Source organism: Plantactinospora sp. CA-290183, from assembly GCF_050936375.1.
GTDB lineage: Bacteria > Actinomycetota > Actinomycetes > Mycobacteriales > Micromonosporaceae > Plantactinospora.
On the sequence record NZ_JBNJMX010000009.1, the window covers coordinates 1 to 19,394 of the forward strand.

At 73.5% G+C, this 19,394-nt stretch carries 16 protein-coding genes and 1 pseudogene; 9 read left to right on the forward strand and 8 right to left on the reverse strand.

Annotated elements, in window-relative coordinates; genetic code table 11:
- On the reverse strand, positions 1–1,664 hold a 1,664-nt coding region (locus ACQEUR_RS16505; protein WP_433031420.1), incomplete at its 3' end, for a BTAD domain-containing putative transcriptional regulator.
- A gap of 259 nt (positions 1,665–1,923) precedes the next feature.
- Here ACQEUR_RS16505 and ACQEUR_RS16510 point away from each other — a divergent pair.
- The 5 genes from ACQEUR_RS16510 (at position 1,924) to ACQEUR_RS16530 (ending at position 6,734) form a co-directional block, all read left to right on the forward strand.
- Positions 1,924–3,063 (forward strand): carboxylate-amine ligase, encoded by a 1,140-nt coding sequence (locus ACQEUR_RS16510; RefSeq protein WP_433031422.1) that lies wholly within the window; start codon positions 1,924–1,926, stop codon positions 3,061–3,063.
- 40 nt (positions 3,064–3,103) lie between these two features.
- Positions 3,104–4,474, forward strand: coding sequence for an FAD-dependent oxidoreductase (locus ACQEUR_RS16515; protein ID WP_433031425.1), 1,371 nt, complete (start codon positions 3,104–3,106; stop codon positions 4,472–4,474).
- A 237-nt stretch (positions 4,475–4,711) separates the two neighbouring features.
- Positions 4,712–5,071 (forward strand): GntR family transcriptional regulator, encoded by a 360-nt coding sequence (locus ACQEUR_RS16520; protein ID WP_433031428.1) that lies wholly within the window; start codon positions 4,712–4,714, stop codon positions 5,069–5,071.
- On the forward strand, positions 5,068–6,042 hold the full coding sequence (locus ACQEUR_RS16525) for an ABC transporter ATP-binding protein (RefSeq protein WP_433031431.1): 975 nt from the start codon (positions 5,068–5,070) through the stop codon (positions 6,040–6,042). The genes ACQEUR_RS16520 and ACQEUR_RS16525 overlap by 4 nt, the downstream gene beginning before the upstream one ends.
- Positions 6,039–6,734: an ABC transporter permease gene (locus ACQEUR_RS16530; protein WP_433031434.1), complete on the forward strand. Its 696-nt coding sequence runs from the start codon at positions 6,039–6,041 to the stop codon at positions 6,732–6,734. Before ACQEUR_RS16525 ends, ACQEUR_RS16530 begins: the two co-directional genes overlap by 4 nt.
- A gap of 31 nt (positions 6,735–6,765) precedes the next feature.
- Here ACQEUR_RS16530 and ACQEUR_RS16535 read toward each other — a convergent pair whose 3' ends face one another.
- The 5 genes from ACQEUR_RS16535 to ACQEUR_RS16555 form a co-directional block, all read right to left on the reverse strand.
- Positions 6,766–7,620, reverse strand: coding sequence for an Fpg/Nei family DNA glycosylase (locus tag ACQEUR_RS16535; RefSeq protein WP_433031437.1), 855 nt, complete (start codon positions 7,618–7,620; stop codon positions 6,766–6,768).
- A gap of 42 nt (positions 7,621–7,662) precedes the next feature.
- Positions 7,663–9,351 (reverse strand): ABC transporter ATP-binding protein, encoded by a 1,689-nt coding sequence (locus ACQEUR_RS16540; RefSeq protein ID WP_433031711.1) that lies wholly within the window; start codon positions 9,349–9,351, stop codon positions 7,663–7,665.
- 41 nt (positions 9,352–9,392) lie between these two features.
- Positions 9,393–11,168, reverse strand: coding sequence for an ABC transporter ATP-binding protein (locus tag ACQEUR_RS16545; protein WP_433031440.1), 1,776 nt, complete (start codon positions 11,166–11,168; stop codon positions 9,393–9,395).
- Between the two features lie 16 nt (positions 11,169–11,184).
- Positions 11,185–12,510 (reverse strand): MFS transporter, encoded by a 1,326-nt coding sequence (locus ACQEUR_RS16550; protein WP_433031443.1) that lies wholly within the window; start codon positions 12,508–12,510, stop codon positions 11,185–11,187.
- A 118-nt stretch (positions 12,511–12,628) separates the two neighbouring features.
- A complete protein-coding gene (locus ACQEUR_RS16555) occupies positions 12,629–13,294 on the reverse strand; it encodes a hypothetical protein (protein ID WP_433031446.1) in 666 nt (221 codons plus the stop codon).
- Positions 13,295–13,564: 270 nt separating this feature from the next.
- Between ACQEUR_RS16555 and ACQEUR_RS16560 the strand changes: the two genes are divergently transcribed.
- From ACQEUR_RS16560 to rocD, 3 genes are all read left to right on the forward strand, one after another.
- Positions 13,565–14,368: a thrombospondin gene (locus tag ACQEUR_RS16560; protein WP_433031449.1), complete on the forward strand. Its 804-nt coding sequence runs from the start codon at positions 13,565–13,567 to the stop codon at positions 14,366–14,368.
- Between the two features lie 323 nt (positions 14,369–14,691).
- Positions 14,692–15,573 (forward strand): dimethylargininase, encoded by an 882-nt coding sequence (gene ddaH, locus ACQEUR_RS16565; RefSeq protein WP_433031452.1) that lies wholly within the window; start codon positions 14,692–14,694, stop codon positions 15,571–15,573.
- Positions 15,573–16,784, forward strand: coding sequence for an ornithine--oxo-acid transaminase (gene rocD / locus ACQEUR_RS16570; protein WP_433031714.1), 1,212 nt, complete (start codon positions 15,573–15,575; stop codon positions 16,782–16,784). The genes ddaH and rocD overlap by 1 nt, the downstream gene beginning before the upstream one ends.
- Before the next feature lie 50 nt (positions 16,785–16,834).
- Here rocD and ACQEUR_RS16575 read toward each other — a convergent pair.
- Together ACQEUR_RS16575 and ACQEUR_RS16580 are read right to left on the reverse strand one after the other, a co-directional pair.
- Positions 16,835–17,984 (reverse strand): annotated as a pseudogene (locus tag ACQEUR_RS16575) (FHA domain-containing protein).
- Complete coding sequence (locus tag ACQEUR_RS16580) at positions 17,981–18,274, reverse strand: 4a-hydroxytetrahydrobiopterin dehydratase (protein WP_433031455.1); 294 nt, start codon at positions 18,272–18,274, stop codon at positions 17,981–17,983. The pseudogene ACQEUR_RS16575 and the gene ACQEUR_RS16580 overlap by 4 nt, the downstream one beginning before the upstream one ends.
- Before the next feature lie 252 nt (positions 18,275–18,526).
- Here ACQEUR_RS16580 and ACQEUR_RS16585 point away from each other — a divergent pair, with 252 nt between their 5' ends.
- Entirely contained in the window at positions 18,527–19,294 is a 768-nt protein-coding gene (locus ACQEUR_RS16585) for a hypothetical protein (protein WP_433031458.1), read from the forward strand.
- Positions 19,295–19,394 lie beyond the last annotated feature (100 nt).

Sequence of the window (19,394 nt, forward strand, 5' to 3'; positions counted from 1 at the left end):
GCCGCGCCCGGTACCGACACGTCCGGCCCGGGCACCAGCCCGAGCAGCCGGAAAGCCCGCCGTTGCGCCGGATCCGACCCGGTGTAGGAGAGGTCGAACGCCGACCGCACCGCCAGGCTCTGCTCGCCGTCGGCGGAGAGCTTGGCCAGCCGGTCCCCGGCGCCGAGCTGCGCCACGTACCGCTCGGGGCTCAACGAGGGCCGTCCGGCCAGGTTCGCCGCCACGATCCGGAGCGCGAGCGGCAGCCTGCCGCAGAGGTCGGCCAGCTCGGTGGCTTCCCGCAGGCGCAGCTGGTCCGGGCCGACGATCCGGCGGAGCAGGTCGTGGGCCTCCCGCGGCACGAGCAGGCCGAGCGTCAGCCGCCGGCCGCCGTACAGCGCGGTCAGACCGCCGAGGTCGGACCGGCTGGTGACCAGGACCGCACAGCCCGGCCGGCCGGGGAGCAACGGCGCCACCTGCGCGGCGTCGGCGGCGTCGTCGAGCAGCAGCAGCACCCGCCGGTCCGCGAGCCGGGACCGCAGCAGCGCGGCCCGCTCGTCCGGGTCGTCCGGCCGGCCGGCCGGATCCACCCCGGCGGTACGCAGCAACTCGGCCAGGACGTGCGCCGGATCCCGCCGGTCGGGCCCCGCGCCGTGCAGCCGGACGTACCACTGGCCGTCCGGGAAGTCGGGTCGTAGCTCGTGGGCCACCCGGAGCGCCAGGGCGGACTTGCCCACGCCCGGCGGCCCGGTGATCGCCACCACCGGCGGCCCACCACCGTGCGGTCGTCGTAGCTCGTCGAGAAGCTGCTCCAGCTCCGCGCCACGGCCCACGAAGTCCCCGACGTCCAGCGGCAGCTGGCAGGAGCTGGTCCACGATGCCCCGGGCGGAGCCGCCGCGACCGGCCCGGCCGGGGCGCCGTGCTCGGTACCGGTCGGCGCCGGTTCACCGCGCAGCAGAGCCAGGTGGACCCGTTGCATCTCCTCACCGGGATCGACGCCCAACTCCTCCCGCAGGCGCCGCCGGATTTCCCGGTAGACGGCGAACGCCTCGCTGCGCCGGTCGCAGAGGGTCAACCCGAGCATGAGCTGCACCCAGAACCGCTCCCGGAACGGGTGCCGGGCGGTCAGCCCGCGTAGCTCGGCGACGAGGGCCGGGTGGCCGGCCGGGGCCCGCAGGTCGAGGTCGATGCGGCGTTCCAGCGCCGCCAGCCGCAGCTCGACCAGCCCGGGAACGACCTCTCGGTGCAGGTACTCCGAGCTGACGTCGACCAGGGGGTCACCCCGCCACAGCACGAGCGCCGCCCGCAGCGCGGCCCGCTCCTCCTCCGGCCCGGCGCGCTCCCGCGCCGCCTCGGCCCGCCGGAGCAGCGTCTCGAACCGGCCGAGGTCGACGTCGTCCGGGCCGACCGTCAGCCGGTAGCCGCCCACCTGCCGGTCGATCCGGGCCGGCTCCGGGCCGGCCTCGATGCTCCTGCGCAGCCGGGCCACGAAGGTGTGCACGGCGGCCCGGGGATTCACCGGCGGGGCCAGGTCCCAGATGGCCTCGACCAGTTCGTCCACCCCCACGGCCCGGCACGGATGGAGCAGGAGGGTGGCGAGCAACGCCCGCTGGCGGCCGGAACCCAACCGCACCGGGCCGTGGACCGAGTGGATCTCAAGCGGACCCAGGATCCCGAAACGCACCCGTTAGCCTCCCCGCACGGATCTTCCTCAGTCTATGCCTCGGCCCCGCCCGGACGTGTTGTCCGGCCGCCCGTCCCGCTGTCGGGTGCGGGACGGAAGTCGAGCCGGTTTCTGCCCCGCTTGTCGGTAATGACCGTCCAGCGGGTTTCCCAGGGCCGACACTGGGGGTAAGGCGGAAATCGGCTGCCGGTCCACCGGTGACCGACCGGCGACGCGTCAGAGGACGGCGCGGCCACGACAGCGGCGGGTGGTGATCGTGATGAGCGGCGGACTGGCCGCCCCGGAACGACCGGTGACGGACGTCGGCAAGGACCTGCTCACGGTCGGGATCGAGGAGGAGTTCCTGCTCGTCGATCCGGCGACCGGGGCGGCGACACCGGCCATCGAGGCGGTGCTGGCCGAGGTCCCCGACGAGCTGCGCGGGCAGGTACAGCGCGAACTCCAGACCAGCCAGATCGAGATCGGCACACCGCCCGGCCTGGATCTGGGCGGCCTGCGGCACTCGCTGGGCCTGCTCCGGACCGGACTCGCCGAGGCCGCCGACGCGGCCGGGGTACGGGTGCTGGCGGTCGGCACCGGCCCGGTGGCCGGCCCGGTGCCGCCGGTGGTGGACAACCCCCGGTTCCACCGGATGATCGAGCGCTACCGGCTGCTGGTGCCCGGTCCCGGGGTCAACGGCATGCACGTGCACGTCGGGGTGGCCGACCAAGAGATCGCCGTGCAGGTGCTCAACCACCTGCGGCCCTGGCTGCCCCTGCTCCAGGCAGCGACCGCGAACTCCCCGTTCTACGAGGGGGTGGACACCGGCTACGCGAGCTGGCGCTCGGTGCTGTGGGAGCGCTGGCCGTCGGTCGCCCCCACCCCCTGGCTGGAGTCGCACGCCCAGTACGAGCGGTCGATCCAGGAGCTGATCGACAGCGGGATGATGCTCGACGAGGGGATGCTCTACTGGTACGCCCGGTTGTCGTCGCGCTACCCCACCGTGGAGATCCGGATCGGCGACGTCTGCCCGAGCCTGGACGACACGATCCTGCTCGCCGCGCTGGCCCGCGCGCTCGTCGACACCGCGCTGACCGACATCCACGCCGGCCGGCCGGCCCTGCAGGTGGGCCACCACCTGTTGACCGCCGCACACTGGCGGGCCGCGCACGACGGGCTGGAGGGGCTGGCCGTCGACCCGCTGGGCGGTGGGCTCCGCCCGGCCTGGCACCTGATGCGCCGGCTCTTCGACCGGTTGCGCCCGGCCCTGGAGCGGCACGGCGACCTCGCCCTGGTCACCTCGCTGCTGGGCCGGATGCACACCCGGGGCACCGGGGCCGCCCGGCAACGCGCCGTCTACGCCCGCCGGGGTGAACTGGCCGACGTGCTCGACGACCTGGCACAGCAGACCAGGGGCTGAACCGGTCGGCAACGCGGAACTCCAACGGGGACGGTGCGGCGTGACAGAGCGGTTGGTGGTCATCGGCGGGGACGCGGCGGGAATGTCCGCGGCCTCCCAGGCCCGCCGCCGGCGGGGGCCGGACGATCTGGAGATCGTGGCCTTCGAGCGGGGGCACTTCACGTCGTACTCGGCCTGCGGGATCCCGTACTGGGTGGGCGGGCTGATCGACAACCAGGCCGACCTGATCAGCCGGGATCCCGAGACGTTCCGCACCGAGCACCACATCGACGTACGGCTGCGGCACGAGGTGGTGGCGATCGACCTGGACCGGCGGGAGGTCGTCGCCCGCGCCTGGGACGACGGCGGGCGCGAGGTCCGGGAGCGCTTCGACCAGCTCGTGTACGCGGCCGGCGCGGTGCCGATCACGCCCGACTGGGCCCGGACCGACACGGCCGGAATCTTCGGGGTACAGACCCTGGACGACGGCGCCTCGCTGCTGGCCTGGCTGGAGGGCGAGCCCCGGCCGCGTCGGGCGGTGGTGATCGGCGGTGGCTACATCGGGGTGGAGATGGCCGAGGCGCTGATCCAGCGCGGCCTCTCGGTCACCCTGGTCGAACGGAGTCCGGAGCCGATGTCCACGGTCGACCCGGACATGGGTGCGCTGGTCCGCCAGGCGCTGTGCGGGCTCGGTCTGGACGTGCGCAGCGGCGTCACGGTGACCGGGTTGGAGAGCCGGGACGGCCGGGTCGCCGCCGTGCACACCGACGAGGGGTCGCTGCCGGCCGACATCGTGGTGCTGGGCCTCGGGGTACGCCCCAACACCAAGCTCGCCGCCGAGGCGGGGCTGCCGCTCGGGCTGACCGGGGCGATCCGGGTCGATCTGGGCATGCGGGTGGTGGGGGTGCCCGGCGTCTGGGCGGCCGGCGACTGCGTCGAGTCGGTACACCTGGTCTCGGGTCAGATGGTGCACATCCCGCTCGGCACCCACGCCAACAAGCAGGGCCGGGTGGCCGGCATCAACATCGGCGGCGGGTACGCCACCTTCACCGGGGTCGTCGGCACCGCCGTGACCCGGGTCTGCAATCTGGAGGTGGGGCGTACCGGGCTGCGGGAGCGGGACGCGACGGCGGCCGGGTTCGAGTTCGTCACCGCGAAGGTGGAGTCGACCAGCCGTGCCGGCTACTTTCCCGGCGCGGAGAAGATGACCGTCAAGCTCGTCGCCGAGCGGCACACCGGCCGGCTGCTCGGGGCGCAGATCGTCGGCCGCTCCGAGGCGGCCAAGCGGATCGACGTGCTCGCCGTCGCGGTGTGGAACAAGATGACGGTGGCGGAGATGGCCAACCTCGACCTCGGCTACGCGCCGCCGTACTCCCCGGTCTGGGACCCGGTCCTGGTCGCGGCCCGCAGGGCCGCCGCGGCGGTGCGCTGACCCGCGGCCCGGCCGCACCTGATCCGCGTGATCAGGGACCAGTTCGGGCGTGTCGTCGGCGCGCCGCGTTAACAGCTCCCTGATCACGCGGATCTTGCGCGCGCCCGCCGAAGAGATAACGCGGATCTTGTCCGCGCACCCCAGCCGGGCGAGCTTGACAGCCGGCCGCCGCGGTTGCATGGTTAGTTACATGAGTAACCAACCCACTAAGCAGCGTCCGCGGGGCGGGCCCGGCTGATGGAGGACGGTCGGCCGATCTTCCTCCAGATCGCGGAGCTGATCGAGAACTCGATCATCGACGGCACCCTGCCCGAGGAGGGGCAGGTGCCCTCCACCAACGAACTCGCCGCCTTCCACCGGATCAACCCGGCCACTGCGGGCAAGGGCGTCAACCAGCTCGTCGACGACGGGATTCTCTACAAGAAGCGAGGTATCGGCATGTTCGTCGCCACCGGCGCCCGCGCGACGCTGCGGAGCCGCCGACGCGAGGAGTTCGCCCAGCAGTACCTGCACCCGCTGCTCACCGAGGCGCACAAACTCGGCATCGACGCCGACGACCTCAAACGCATGATCGACAGTTGGGAGGAGGGACGATGACCGCGGTCGTGACCGCCCGGGACGTCTCCAAGCGGTTCCGGGACGTCACCGCCCTGGACCGGGTCAGCTTCTCGCTGGAGGAGAACGCCATCCACGGCCTGCTCGGCCGCAACGGTGCCGGCAAGACGACGCTGATGCAGATCCTGACCGGCCAGGGCTTCGCCAGCGCCGGCGAGCTGACGGTCTTCGGCCAGCATCCGTACGAGAACGAGGGCGTGCTCTCCCGGGTCTGCTTCATCAAGGAGAGTCAGACGTACCCGCAGCACTTCAGGGTGCGCCACGCGCTCCAGGCGGCGCGGCTGCTCTTCCCCGGCTGGGACGAGGACTTCGCGCAGACCCTGCTGGCCGACTTCCGCCTGCCGCCCGGCCGACACGTCCGGAAACTCTCCCGGGGCATGCACTCGATGCTCGGCATCGTCATCGGGCTCGCCTCCCGGGCTCCGCTGACCCTCTTCGACGAGCCGTACCTCGGGCTGGACGCCGTCGCCCGGCACCTCTTCTACGATCACCTGCTCAGCGACTACACCGAGAACCCGCGTACGGTCGTGCTCTCCACCCACCTCATCGACGAGGTCAGCGAGCTGATCGAACACGTGCTCCTGCTCGACCAGGGGCGCGTCCTGCTGGACAGCACGGCCGAGGCGCTGCGCGGCGAGGTCATCACGGTCGCCGGCCCGGTGACCGCGGTCAACGAGCTGGCCAGCACCAACCAGGAGCTGCACCGCGAACGCCTCGGCCGGTACGCCCGGGCGACCCTGCGCGGCACCTTCGGGCCGGCGGAGCGCACCCGCGCCAAGGCGCTGGGCCTGGACCTAGAACCGGTCTCCCTGCAGGACGTCGTCATCCGGCTCACCACCCAGCGGGCCGAGCCCGCCATCCGGGCCGAGCCCACCATCCAGCGGGCCCGACCCACCGACCGGCAGGCCGAGCCGGCCGAGGCCACCGATCCCGGGAAGGACGTCCACCGATGAGCCGCCTCCACACCGTGATCCGGGTCCAACTCGTCGGCTGGCAGGCCACCCTCGGCTGGCCGCTGCTGCTGCTCGCCCTGATCTTCGCCCTCAACTACGCGCTCTTCGCCGCCATCGGCGGCGACATCGAGGGTGGGCCGAAGACCGGCGCGGTGATATCGATCTACATCATGATGTTCATCCAGAGCATCAACTGGATCACCCAGCTCTTCCCGTTCACCCTCGCGATGAGCGTGCTCCGGCGCACCTTCTACGCGGCGATCACGGTGCTGGTGCTCGTCCAGGCGGTCGTCTTCGGGGTGATGCTCTTCCTCGCCAACCTCGTCGAGCGCGCGACCGACGGCTGGGGGCTGTCCATGCGGTTCTTCGGCTTCGGCTTCATCGACCAGGACAACCCGCTGTTGCAGGTCGCGGTCTACGCGGCGCCGTTCGTCCTGCTGAACTTCCTGGGCATCTTCATCGCCCTGTACTACAAGCGGTGGGGGCTCAACGGGATGTACGGGCTGACCGCCGCCGGTGTGGTGGTACTCGGCGGCGGCGCCGTACTGCTGAGCTGGCAACGCGGCTGGGGCACCATCTGGAACTGGCTGGCCGACCAGCCGACGGCGCTGGTCTTCGCCGGCTGGCCGGCGGTGATCGCCCTGGTCCTGGCGGGCGCCGGGTTCCTGACCATCCGCCGGGTCACCCCCTGACCGCCGGGTGCCGGGCGAGCGGCGGGCCGGCTCAGGCCTTCGGGGTACGGCCCGTCCGCCGGCCCCGGCTGGCGCGGCGGGCCGGCTGGCAGGTGGGACACCAGTACGAGTTGCGGCCGACCATGTCAGCGCGGAGGATCCCGGCGCCGCAGACATGGCAGGGCTGGGCGGCCCGGCGGTAGACGTATACCTCTCCGCCGTGCCGGTCGACCCGGGGCGGCCGGCCCATCGCCTCGGGCAGGTGTTCGGCGTGCACCGTGTCGATCCGGCCGGCCGCGACCGCCGTGCCCATCAACTCCCGCAGGTCGGCCCAGATCCGCTCCCAGCCCTCCGGGGTCAGCTCGCGCCCGGGAGTGATCGGGGGCAGGCCGGCCCGGAACAGCGCCTCGGTCACGAAGATCAGCCCGGTGCCGGCGACGATCGACTGGTCGAGCAGGAGCGCGAAGAGCGGGGTCGGACTGCGCCGGATCCGCTGGTACGCGGCCGACGGTTCGGCGTCGGCGCGCAGCGGATCGGCGCCGAGCCGGTCCCGGAGCGCGTCGACCTCGGGCGGGGAGAGCAGTTCGCAGGCGGTCGGGCCGCGCAGGTCCAGCCAGTGCCGGTCGCTGGCCAGCCGCAGCCGGACCTGCCCGACGGGCGGCGGTGGTTCGCCCTCGCCGTCGGCGAACTTCCCGTACAGCCCGAGGTGCACGTGCAGGGTGTGGCCGTCCGCGTAGTGGTGCAGCAGGTGCTTCCCGTACGCCTCGGTGTCGGTCAGCACGCTGCCGGAGAGCAGCGCGGCGCCCTCGGCGAACCGCCCCTGCGGGCTGGTCGCCCGCACCTTGTCACCGGCGAAGAGCGCGGCGTGCCGGGCCGCCAGGCGGTGCACGGTGTGACCCTCGGGCATGGTTGCCAAGCATAGGCGCCGCGCGGAGCTGGGCGTCCCCGGTCACGACCCGTGCCAGGAACGCCAGAGGGCGGCGTACGCGCCACCGGCCCGGATCAGCTCGTCATGGCTGCCGAGCTCGGTGATCCGGCCCTCCTCCAGCACCGCCACCCGGTCCGCGTCGTGCGCCGTGTTGAGCCGGTGCGCGATGGCGATCACGGTACGACCGGTCAGCACCGAGCCGAGCGCCCGTTCGGTACGCCGGGCGGTGGTCGGGTCGAGCGCGGCGGTCGCCTCGTCCAGGATCAGCGTGTGCGGGTCGGCGAGGACCAGCCGGGCCAGCGCCAACTGCTGGGCGTCGGCCGGGTCGAGCGCCCTGGCCCCGTCCCCGAGCTCGGTGTCGAGGCCGTCGGGCAGTTCGGCGTACCAGTCGGCGCCGACGGCGGCCAGCGCGGAACGCATCTGCTCGTCGGAGGCGTCCGGCGCGGCGAAGCCGAGATTGTCGCGCAGCGAGCCGATGAAGACGTGGTGCTCCTGGGTCACCAGGGCGATCCGGCGGCGGCGCTCGGCCGGGTCGAGGTCGGTGACCGGGCAGCCGCCGAGCCGCACCTCGCCCTCGCGTGGCGCGTCGATCCCGGCCAGCAGCCGGGCCAGCGTGGACTTCCCGGCGCCCGACGGGCCGACGACGGCCAGCCGCTCGCCGGGGCGTACCTCCAGGTCGATGCCGTGCAGCACGTCCGGGCCGCCGGCGTACCCGAACCGGGCGCCGCGGACCACGAGCCGCTCGCCGGCCGGCGCGGACGCGCGGCCGCGGGGCTCCGGCGGCACCTGGCCGACGCCGAGCACCCGGGCGAACGAGGCGAGCCCGCGCTGCGCCTGCTCCATCCACTGGAGCAGCCGGTCCAGCGGCTCGATCGCCTGCTGGAGGTAGAGCGCGGCGGCGACCACCTCGCCGAGGGTGACCAGGCCGTTGTCGAGACAGAGACCACCGACGAGCAGTACCGCGGCGACCGGCACCGCGTAGCTCCCCTCCACCACCGGGAAGTAGACCGTCCGCAGCCCCAGCGTCGCCCGCCGGGTCGCCCAGACCCGGGCGATCCGCCCGGTCCCGTGCCCGATGCGCTCGTCGGCGAGGCGGAACGCCTCGACGGTACGGGCACCCTCCGCCGTCGTGGTCAACGCCTCGGTCAGCTCGGCGGTCGCCGCCCCCTCGGCCAGGTACGCCGTCCTGGCCCGGCGCAGGTACCAGCGGGTCACGGCGTAGATCGACGGCAGACCGGTGAGCGCGACCAGGCCGAGGACCGGGTGCAGCAGGAACACCGCACCGAAGAGCAGCGTCAGCTGTGCCGAGGCGATGATGACGACCGGCACCACCTCGCGGACCGTGGTGCCGACGGTCGCCACGTCCACCGAGCTGCGGGTGGCGAGGTCGCCGGTGCCGGCGCGTTCGACGACGGAGACGGGCAGCGCCAGCGTCCGCTGGACGAACTCCTCGCGCAGCCGGGCCACGGCACGCTCGCCGAAGCGGTGGCCGGCGTACTGGGCGTACCTGCTGAGCAGGCCCTGCGCCAGGACGCAGCCGCCGATCGCGAGCGCCAGCCGGTCCACCGCGGCGGCTCCCGCGCCGGCCGAGACCCGGTCCACGATGACCCCGAGCAGCCATGGGCCGGCGAGCCCGGCCACCGCCGCGGCGGCGTGCAGCACCAGCATGACGGCGACCGCCCGGCGGTCCCGGGCGACGACGTCGAGCATCGCCCGGCGTACGACGCGGCGGTCCGCCACCGGTAGCCCGGTCACCGCAGCGACTCCTCGACCTCGGTGGACCGGCCGGCGTCGGTGTGCCCGTCGGCGTCGGCGGGATCGCCGTCGCGGTTGACCAGCGCCCGGTAGCCCGGGTCCCGTTCCAGCAGCTCGGCGTGGGTGCCGGTGGCGACGATCCGGCCCGCCCGCAGATGCGCGACCCGGTCGGCGCGGCCGAGCAGCAGCGGCGAGGTGGCCAGCACGACGGTGGTGCGACCGGCCCGCGCCTCGCGCAGCCGCTCGGCGATCCGCGCCTCGGTGTGCGCGTCCACCGCCGAGGTCGGGTCGAGCAGGACCAGCACCTCCGGTTCGGCGAGCAGCGCCCGCGCCAGGCGTACCCGCTGCCGCTGGCCGCCGGAGAGCGTACGGGCCCGGGCCCCGATCGGGGTGCCGAGCCCCTCGGGCAACGCGTCCGCGACGTCCTCGGCCGAGGCGGCCCGCAGTGCCGTCCTGATCCGCGCGTCGCCGACGCCCGCCCGGACCCGGAGGATGTCCCGCAGCGTCCCGGCGAAGAGGTAGGAGTCGTGGTCGGCGACGAGGATCCGGGCGCGTACCTCGGCGAGCGGGATCCGGGTCAACGGCACTCCGCCCCAGGTCACGTCGCTGGCGACGAACCGGCCGAGCCGGTCGGCCAACACGATGGCCTCGGCCGGGTCGTCGGCGGCGACCACGACCAGCCGGCCGTCGGGCACGGTCAGGCCGGTCGCCGGATCGTGCAACTCGGCGGGCCGGTCCGGGGCCGCCCGGGCCGGCCGGTCGGTGCCGCCGACGTCGTCCGGGGTGAGGCGGAGCAGGGCGACGATCCGGCGGGCCGCGACCCGACCCCGGATCACCTGGTAGCTGCCCTCCAGCAGGAACCAGACCGGCACGATGAGTACCGCCACGTACCCGTAGACCGCGACCATCTGCCCGATCGTGATGTCGCCGTCGGCCGCCATCCGCGCCGCGAGCCACACCACGGCGGCGAGGAAGAGGCCGGGAATGGTGATGGTGAGCGCCTCGATCCAACTGTTGACCGCGCCGACCCGGTACCCCTCGGTGCGCAGTGCCTGCGACCGGGCCGCGTACCGGCGGGCGAACAGTCCCCGCCCGCCGACCCCGGCGAGCACCCGCAGCCCGGCGACGATGTCCCCCGCGCGGGTGGTCAGGGCGCCCTGCTCCTGCCGGTAGACGGATTCGGCCCGTTCCAGCCGGCGCAGCAGCGGCCCGATCACGACGGCGATCGCGGGCACGCCGAGCAGCACGCAGAGCGCCAGCAGTGGAGAGACCGACCACAGTACGACGGCGACGACCGCGTACGCGATCACCGCACCCACTCCCGGGCCGGTCATCGTCAGCACCGCTGAGGTGTAGGAGATGTCGGAGCCGCCGACCGTGGCGACCTCCCCGGCGGCGAGCCGGCGGGGCAGCACCGCGCCGATCCGGGAGAGCTGCCGCAGCAGCACCTCGGCCGAGCGGGCGCTCGCGTCCTCCCGGACGAAGGTCATGGTGCGGTGTCGCATGATGCCCAGGTAGGCCAGCCCCGCCCCGGCGACGACGACCGCGGTGACCCAGAGCAGTAGGGCGCGGCTGTCGCGGGCCCGCAGCCCGTCGTCGATGGCGCGGGCGACCAGGTAGGGCCGGGCGGTGAGGCCGACCATCCAGGCCGTGCCGACGAGGCCGCCGCGCAGCACCCGCCACGGCTGGCAGCGGACCAGCCACCAGATGTACCAGAGCGGTCCCCGCAGGTCCGGAGCGCCAGGTTCGGGATGCGGGACCTGTGGGGGCACAGGCCCAGGCTACCGATCAACGGGTGACGGACCCACTCATTACCTCGTCCGGCCACCGGCGCCCGTTCTGCCAGTACGCGTGGATCTCCGCGAGGTCGCGGTCCTTTGTCTCCGGTGCGAAGAGGAAGAGGAAGACCCAGGTCAGCACGGTGATGCTCAGCAGCGTCGCGAACGTGGTGACCCCGCCGAGCCCGGTCAGCGCGCCCAGGAAGAACTGCGCCAGCAGGAAGTTGGCGGTGAGGTTCGGCACCAGCAGCGCGGAGGCGCCGGCGCCGCGCAGGCGGTCGCTGTACCCCTCCGACGCGTAGACCCAGACCAGCGCGCCCAGCCCGGCGTTGAAGCCCATCGTGAAGAGCAGCAGGCCGGCGAAGCCGAGACCCGTGCCCCAGCCGTCGACCGATTCGAGCGCGAACGCGGCCACCAGGAGCCCGTGCCCGACCGCCATCACGGCGGTACCGGTCAGCAGGGTGGCCCGCCGGCCGAGCCGGTCCACCGCGACGGCCGAGCAGAGCGCCGCGACCAGGCCGGCGAGCTGGACCAGGGCCGGCAGTACCAGCAGCGAGAAGGAGCCGCGGTACCCCATCCCCTCGAAGATGCGCGGGCTGAAGTTGCCGACCGCGCTGATGCCGGTGAGCTGCACCAGCGCGCCCAGCACGATCACGAACAGGGTGACCGACCGGTACCGGGGGCCGAACAGCTCCCGCAGCGCGCCGGGCTGGCCGACGGCCCCCGCCGGCGGTGCCGTGCGGTCCCGCCGGACCGCCAGGCCGTGCGGGGTCTCCGGTGCCGGGACCAGCAGCACGACGACCAGGACGCTGAGCACGGCCGAGAGTCCCAGCATGATCCGCCACTGGCCGCTCTCGGCGAGCAGGTACGCCGTCAGGAAGGCGCCGACGATGCCCGCCACGGTGGCCACCTGGTGCATGACCGCGATCCGGCCACGGGTGGCGGTCGGCGCCGACTCGGCGATGAAGATGGGTACGACCACACTGGTCACCCCCATCGCGAGCCCGAGCAGCCAGCGGGTCGCGTTCAACCAGAGCAGGTGCGCGACGAGCGGCGACGCGGCGGCCAGCACCGCGGCGCCGACCGCCATGCCCAGGAGCGTGCGTTTGCGCCCGAGCACCGCCACCAGCCGGCCGGCGAGGAGCGTGCCGAGGATCATGCCGACGATCGGCACGGCGAAGAGGCTGCCCTGCTCGGTGGTGTCGAGCCGGAGTTGCGGGGTGAGGAAGAGCTGCGCGCCGGCCATCGCGGCGCCGAAGTATCCGTAGTTGAGCCCGGTCGCGACCGCGACCGCCGTGCTCCGGGCGACGCTCGCGGTGGGCCGGGGTTCAGGCATGGCAACGATCATGCGCTGTCGTCGCGGCCGGCCGGCACAGGGCCCCGGCGACAGGCTCCGGCATGGCCGGCGTCTCGCCGGTCAACCCCGCCGCGACGCCCGAGGCCCCGGCGCTGTACTAGCGTCCGCCGTTCTGGATCCGGTTGATGATGTCGTGCAGGGGCTTGGTGCCGCTGCCGACCATGATCCCGGTGACGATCCCGTCGATCCAGACCGGCAGGCCGTCCCACTCCGGGCCGGCGATCGCGTGCAGGAGGTAGAACCCGCCCGCCGTGGAAGCGAGGGTGGCGACGGCCGTGGCGATCGCCCAGGTCACGATGGTCCGGTTGCCCCGGGCCCGGTCGGCCCGCTGCCGGGCGGCGTCGACCGCGGCCCGCTCCTGCGCGGTGGCCGGGCGGGACAGGTTCGCCAGCTCCGTCTCGGACCGGTGCAGGAGCGCCTCGGCGCCCCGGCCGGGCAGCCAGCGGGCGAACGGCTCCAGGATCCGCTCCACCGCCGCCGCGAAGACGATGAGCATGGCGAAGACCGCGAGGGTGTCCGGTGGCTGGATCGTCTTTCCGCCGGCGCCGCTGGACCAGAGCGCCCACGAGCCCACCCCAGCCGCCGCGATCAACGCGAAGGCGACGACGACCGCGCCGAAGCCGGCGTGCGCCCCCGGCGCCGACACCGGCTGGCCGGACGCGTCGGCGCCGTCCACACCGGAGGTCTCGCCGGCGGCGGTGCCGGCGTTCCCGGCCAACCGCTCCGCCTGCTCCACAGGGGACTCGCCCTGCTGAAGAACCATGGCTTTCCCCTTGCATCTCCGTGCACCCCGGACGGTGCGGAAGGCTACGCCCCGGCGGTGCCGCCCGGGCATCGGGGTGGCCGCCCCGGCACCCGGCCCGCGAGGCGACCGACGCCGGGTGACGGCGGTCGCCGATGGCGTCCACCCGGAAAATGGCACACCGTCCGGCCCGGCCCGAGGTGTACCGATTCGCGCATCGGGGTACACCGATCGAAACTCATGCGTAGCGCCAACCCGAGACGGCACCGCGCAGAAATCAGGAGGTGTGTTGTGGTCAGGATTCCTTCACTCACGCGCCGCCCGGCTACCGCGGCGGCCCGGGACGAGAGCCGCGACGGCCAGGTCGACGCGCAGGACGTGCGGCCGGTCACCAACGACGCCGAGGGCACCGAGGGCAGACACGCCCGCACCGAGGACGCCACCGGAACCGCCCGCCCCGAGCGGGACGACGGCCCGACGACGCACCGGGGCGGGAGCGCGACCGACGCGCCGGCCACCGTCGGCGGGACCGACCAGACCCGGACCGACGAGACCCGGACCGACGAGACCCGCGGTGACGCCCGCGCGGCCGACGCGCACCGCGTCCCGGACCCGGCCGCCCCCTCGGGCACGACCGGCGCCGACCATGCGGCGGGCCCCGACCGCACGGCCGACACCGACCGCACGGCCGACACCGACCGCACGGCCGACACCGACCGCACGCCCGAGCCGGACCGCCGTCCGGAGGCTCCCGTGGCGCCGGCCGGCCCGCGCCCCCGGGCCAGCCTCCTCGCCACGCTCAGTCTGATCGTCGGCATGGCCGCCGCCGGCTTCGTACTCACCGGCACCCTCGCCGGCTACGGCATCGGGCTGGGCGCACTCGCCCTGCTGCTCGCCATCGGCGGCATCTCCGCCACCGCTCGGCGACACATCGCCGGCCGGACCGACGCGCTGATCGGGCTGGTCCTCGGGCTCGGCGCGATCGTCGTCGGCGTGCTCGCGATGACCGGACAGTTCGACTGGCCGACGACCGACGGCGACACCGTCGTACGGTTCCGGGAGTGGCTTGACTCACAGTTTGTGGACCGGTTCTGACGGGCACTTAGCTACGCAGAGCGGTGGTACACCGCTCTGGCCCCGCCAGCCGGTGGTGGTTCACCACCTGAGCGATTTTCGGGGGCGGCGATCTGATCGCCGCCCCCGAGGTGTGTCCGGGTGCGGGTCGCGCCCCGGCACGACCCGCACCCGGAAACGCACACGCAACGAATCAACGGTCGACCTGGGCGCAGACGCAACGATCGGCGACAGGACGCAATCATCGCCGGTGGATTCGGCCGGCGGCCGGACATAGCGTTGGGTTCGGCGCCAGCCGCGAGCCGCACCGAGGCCGGGCGCGCCCGATCCCTGGGAGCACGACCATGACGTTGCACGCCGCCGTTGCAGGCCGGCCGACGCCGGACGGCTCGCCGACGCCGAGCGGCCGACGCTATCTGATGTGCCGGCCCACGTACTTCGCCGTCGAGTACGCCATCAACCCCTGGATGGACCCCACCGGCGACGTCGACCCCGCCCTGGCGGTACGGCAGTGGGAGACGCTGCGGCAGGTGTACCGGGACCTGGGGCACACGGTCGAGGAGATCGAACCGGTGCCGGGGCTGCCCGACATGGTGTTCGCGGCCAACGGCGCGACCGTGGTCGACGGCCGCGCCCTCGCGGTGCAGTTCCGCGACCCGCAGCGCGCGGACGAGGCACCCGCGTACGCCCACTGGCTCGACCGGGCCGGGTTCGAGGTGCACGAGGCCAAGCACGTCAACGAGGGCGAGGGCGACATCCTGCCGGTCGGCGACCTGCTGCTCGCCGGCACCGGTTTCCGTACCTCGCACGCGGCCCACGCCCACCTCCAGGAGGTGTTCGGCCGGCCGGTGGTGACCCTGCGCCTGGTCGACCCGCGCTTCTACCACCTCGACACCGCGCTCTGCGTACTCGACGACCGGACCGTGGCGTACCTGCCGGCGGCGTTCTCCCCCGGCAGCCAGGCGGTGCTGCGCCGGCTCTTCCCGGACGCGGTGCTGGCCACCGAGTCCGACGCCCGGGTGCTCGGCCTGAACGCGGTCAGCGACGGCCGGCACGTCGTACTTCCGGCGCAGGCCACCGGACTGTCGGCCGCACTCCGGGACCGCGGATACGACACAATTGGCGTTGATATGTCCGAGCTGCGCAAGGCCGGTGGCGGACCGAAGTGCTGCACCCTGGTGCTCCGGGACCGTCCGTCGGAGCGGGAACGAGAGGCGACCAAGTGATCGTGGACGACATGCTGCGCACCCCGGCGGCGGTCAGGGACGCCGAGCGCTGGACCGCGCACAACTACCACCCGCTCCCCGTGGTGATCGCCTCGGCCGAGGGCTCCTGGGTGACCGACATCGACGGCCGGCGCTACCTGGACTGCCTGGCCGGCTACTCGGCGCTGAACTTCGGCCACCGGCACCCGGCCCTGATCGCCGCCGCGCACGCCCAGCTCGACCGGCTCACCCTGACCAGCCGGGCCTTCGTGCACGACCAGTTCGCCGACTTCTGCCGCGAGTTGGCGGAGCTCTGCGGCAAGGAACTCGTGCTGCCGATGAACACCGGCGCCGAGGCGGTGGAGACCGCGGTCAAGGTGTCCCGGAAGTGGGGCTACCAGGTCAAGGGCGTGCCGAGCGACCGGGCCACCATCGTGGTCGCGGAGGGCAACTTCCACGGCCGTACCACCACCATCGTCAGCTTCTCCACCGACCCGGTCGCCCGGGACGACTTCGGGCCGTACACCCCGGGGTTCCGGATCGTGCCCTACGGCGACCTCGCCGCGCTGGCCGAGGCGGTCGACGAGACCACGGTCGCGGTGCTGCTGGAGCCGATCCAGGGCGAGCAGGGCGTGGTCGTACCACCCCCCGGTTACCTGCCCGGGGTGCGGCGGCTCTGCACCGAGCGGAACGTGCTCTTCGTCGCCGACGAGATCCAGTCCGGGCTCGGCCGGACCGGCGAGACCTTCGCCTGCGACCACGAGGGCGTCCGGCCCGACATGTACCTGCTCGGCAAGGCGCTCGGCGGCGGGATCGTGCCGGTCTCGGCGGTGGCCGCCGACGCGGACGTGCTCGGGGTGCTGCGCCCCGGCCAGCACGGCTCCACCTTCGGCGGCAACCCGTTGGCCTGCGCCGTCGCCACCGAGGTGGTCCGGCTGCTCGCCACCGGCGAGTTCCAGCGCCGCTCGACCGAGCTGGGCGCCCGGCTGCACACCGCGCTGCGGGCGCTGGTCGGCGAGGGCCTGGTCGCCGTACGGGGCCGGGGGCTCTGGGCCGGCGTCGACATCGACCCGGCGCTGATGACCGGCCGCCAGGCGTGCGAGCGGCTGGCCGAGCGCGGGGTGCTGGCCAAGGACACCCACGGCTCCACGATCCGGCTGGCTCCCCCGCTGGTGATCACCGCCGAGGAGCTGGACCACGCCGTGGAGCAGCTCCGCGCCATCCTGCGCTGAAGCCGTGCGCCGGGGCCCGTCACCGGCCCCGGCGCACGGCACCACGACGGTCAGGCCCGGTCGACCACCCGCATCGCCATGGTCGGCGCCTCCGCCATCACCGAGGTCGGGTTGGCGACGCCGCCCGAGGTCCACGTGCTGGAGCGGGCGATCTGCACGCCGGGGTAGAGCTCCACGATGTCGCCGCCGCGCATCACCCGGGACTGCTGGTGGGTCAGCGCGAGCCGCTCGGACTCCTCCATCGAGCCGCCGGGGCGCACCCCCGAGCCGTTGGTGCTGACGTCCTGCGCGACCAGCTCCGTACCGCGCAGCTCGAACCGGACGTGGTTGCGGCTGATCCAGCGGCGCGCCGCCGTCGTTCAGCCACTGCCCCAGCCGGATCGCAACTCCTCCCGGTGGAGCACCCATGACCACAGCTGCGCCGGTGACCACGAACCGGCGCCGGACCATGCCGCCGATCCGCACCGAGAGCACCTCCGACTGCGGGCGCGGCCCGGCGTCGGTCACCCGGTGCTCGTGCCGGGGGCAGGTCGGCGTCCCGGTGCGCAGCGTGGGCGGCGGCTGCCCCTGGGGCTTGCGGTCGATCTCCGCCAGGTCGGCGAAGGCCCCGCCGCCGCCACCCCCGCCGAAGAGCACGCAGCCCGGCTCCTTGCACCGCCAGGTCCGGGTCAGCAGTTTCCGCCCACTGGGCGACGGGCCGGGCGTCACCGGCCCGCCACCGCCACCCACCCGGGCCATCAGGACCGGGCCGCCCGCCCCGATACGGGGGCCAGCAGCCGGCCCGGCTGTCCGGTCAGCCAGGGGTAGCGCCCGGCCATCCCGTCGAACCGGTTCCGGCTGAGCACGGGCAGGCCGAGCAGGTCGGCCAGCTCCAGGATCCGGTCACCGGGACTGCTCAGCACCTCGACCAGGCCGTCGTCGGCCCACCGGCGTACGACCATGCGCTCGTTGGAGGTGAGGTCGGCGTCCGACAGGAGCGCGCGGTGCACGACCGCGTACACCGGGACGTTGTCCTCCTCCAGTTGCCGTCCCAGGGCGTCGATCACCATGCCCAGCCGGAGCATGCTGGCCGGCCGGCCACCGTCGAGGTCCGCGAAGCGGACCACCTCCGCCAGGTCGAGCACCGCCCGGGCCAGCAGCGGATCCGTGCTGACCCGGCCCTCGATCGCGTCGAGGACTGCCGCTTATCTCGAATCTCACGCCGCTCCCCGGACAATCTCGTCGATCTGCCCCGCCAGCTCGAAGTCGCGACGGGTCACCCCACCCACCGAATGGGTGCAGCACCGGAAGGTCACGGTGCGCCACCGGATGTCGATGTCGGGATGGTGGTCGAGCTCCTCGGCGACCACCGCGACCCGGTCCACCACACCGACCGCGTCGGAGAATCCGGGCAGCTCGACGGTACGGACGATGCCGGCGGGGTCGCCGGACCAACCGTCCAGGCGCTCCAGTCCGGTCCGCACCGCCTCCACGTCCAGCACCTCTGCCATGGCCAGACCTTACCGCCGGGATTCCCTCCCGTGGTGTCCAACCGGCTCAGGGCGGCCGCCGTTGCCGCTGGTCCCCGCCGTACGACAGCGGTCCGCGCCGACAGGGTCACGCAGCGCGCCGAACCGGACCGCCTTCCGGGTGGGATCGTCCGGAAGGCGATATTGGCTCCGGTTCGCTACGCTGGCCGACGGCCCGGTCACGGTGGCGATGCCGCCGGCGTGGCATCACAGGGGGAAGGGACTAGAACCCAGATGAAGACTCGACCGCTGGCGGTCACGGGATTGGCTCTGGTTGCCACGCTCAGCTTCGGAGTCGCCGGTTGCAACAGCGACGCCGGTTCGACCGGCGGCACCGGTACCGGCACCGAGACGACGCCGGCACGCAGCGCGGCGGACGAACTCGCGGCGGCGGCCAAGAAGCTCAACGAGGACACCGTCAAGGTGGCCATGTCGATGAGCGGCATGGAGAGCAGCGGCGCCATCGACCCGGCCGGCAACAAGGGGAAGATGAGCCTGACCATGTCCGGGCAGGGGCAGTCGCTGAAGATCGAACTGCTCACGCTCGACAACGACATCTACATGAAGATGGCCGGCATGCCGGGCATGCCCGACAAGTGGATGCGGGTCGACGCCTCGAAGGTCAAGGAGGGCACCACCCTCGACATGATGCCCAAGGACGACGCCTCCGGCGCCGGCAACCTGGTGAACAGCATGGTCGACGTCGAGCGGACCGGCGAGGGCAGCTTCACGGGCACCATGGACATGTCGAAGTCCCGGCACGCCAACGCGGAGACCCTGCAGCAGCTCGGGGAGAAGGGCAAGGCGATCCCGTTCACCGCGAAGACCGACGCGCAGGGCCGCCTCGTCGAGTTCACCATCGACATGAGCAGCGTGCTGTCGAGCCTCGGCCAGCTCAAGACGACGTACTCGGGCTTCGGCGACCCGGTCGAGGTGACGAAGCCGGCCGCCTCCGAGGTCACCGAGGCGCCGCAGGCCCTGCTGGACGGCTTCAACATCTGAGGTAGCCGGACCGGCCGGGCACCCACCGGTCCAGGGCAACGGAGAACGGGGGCGGCACCATCACGGTGCCGCCCCCGTTCCGTGCCTCCGCGCGGGGCGT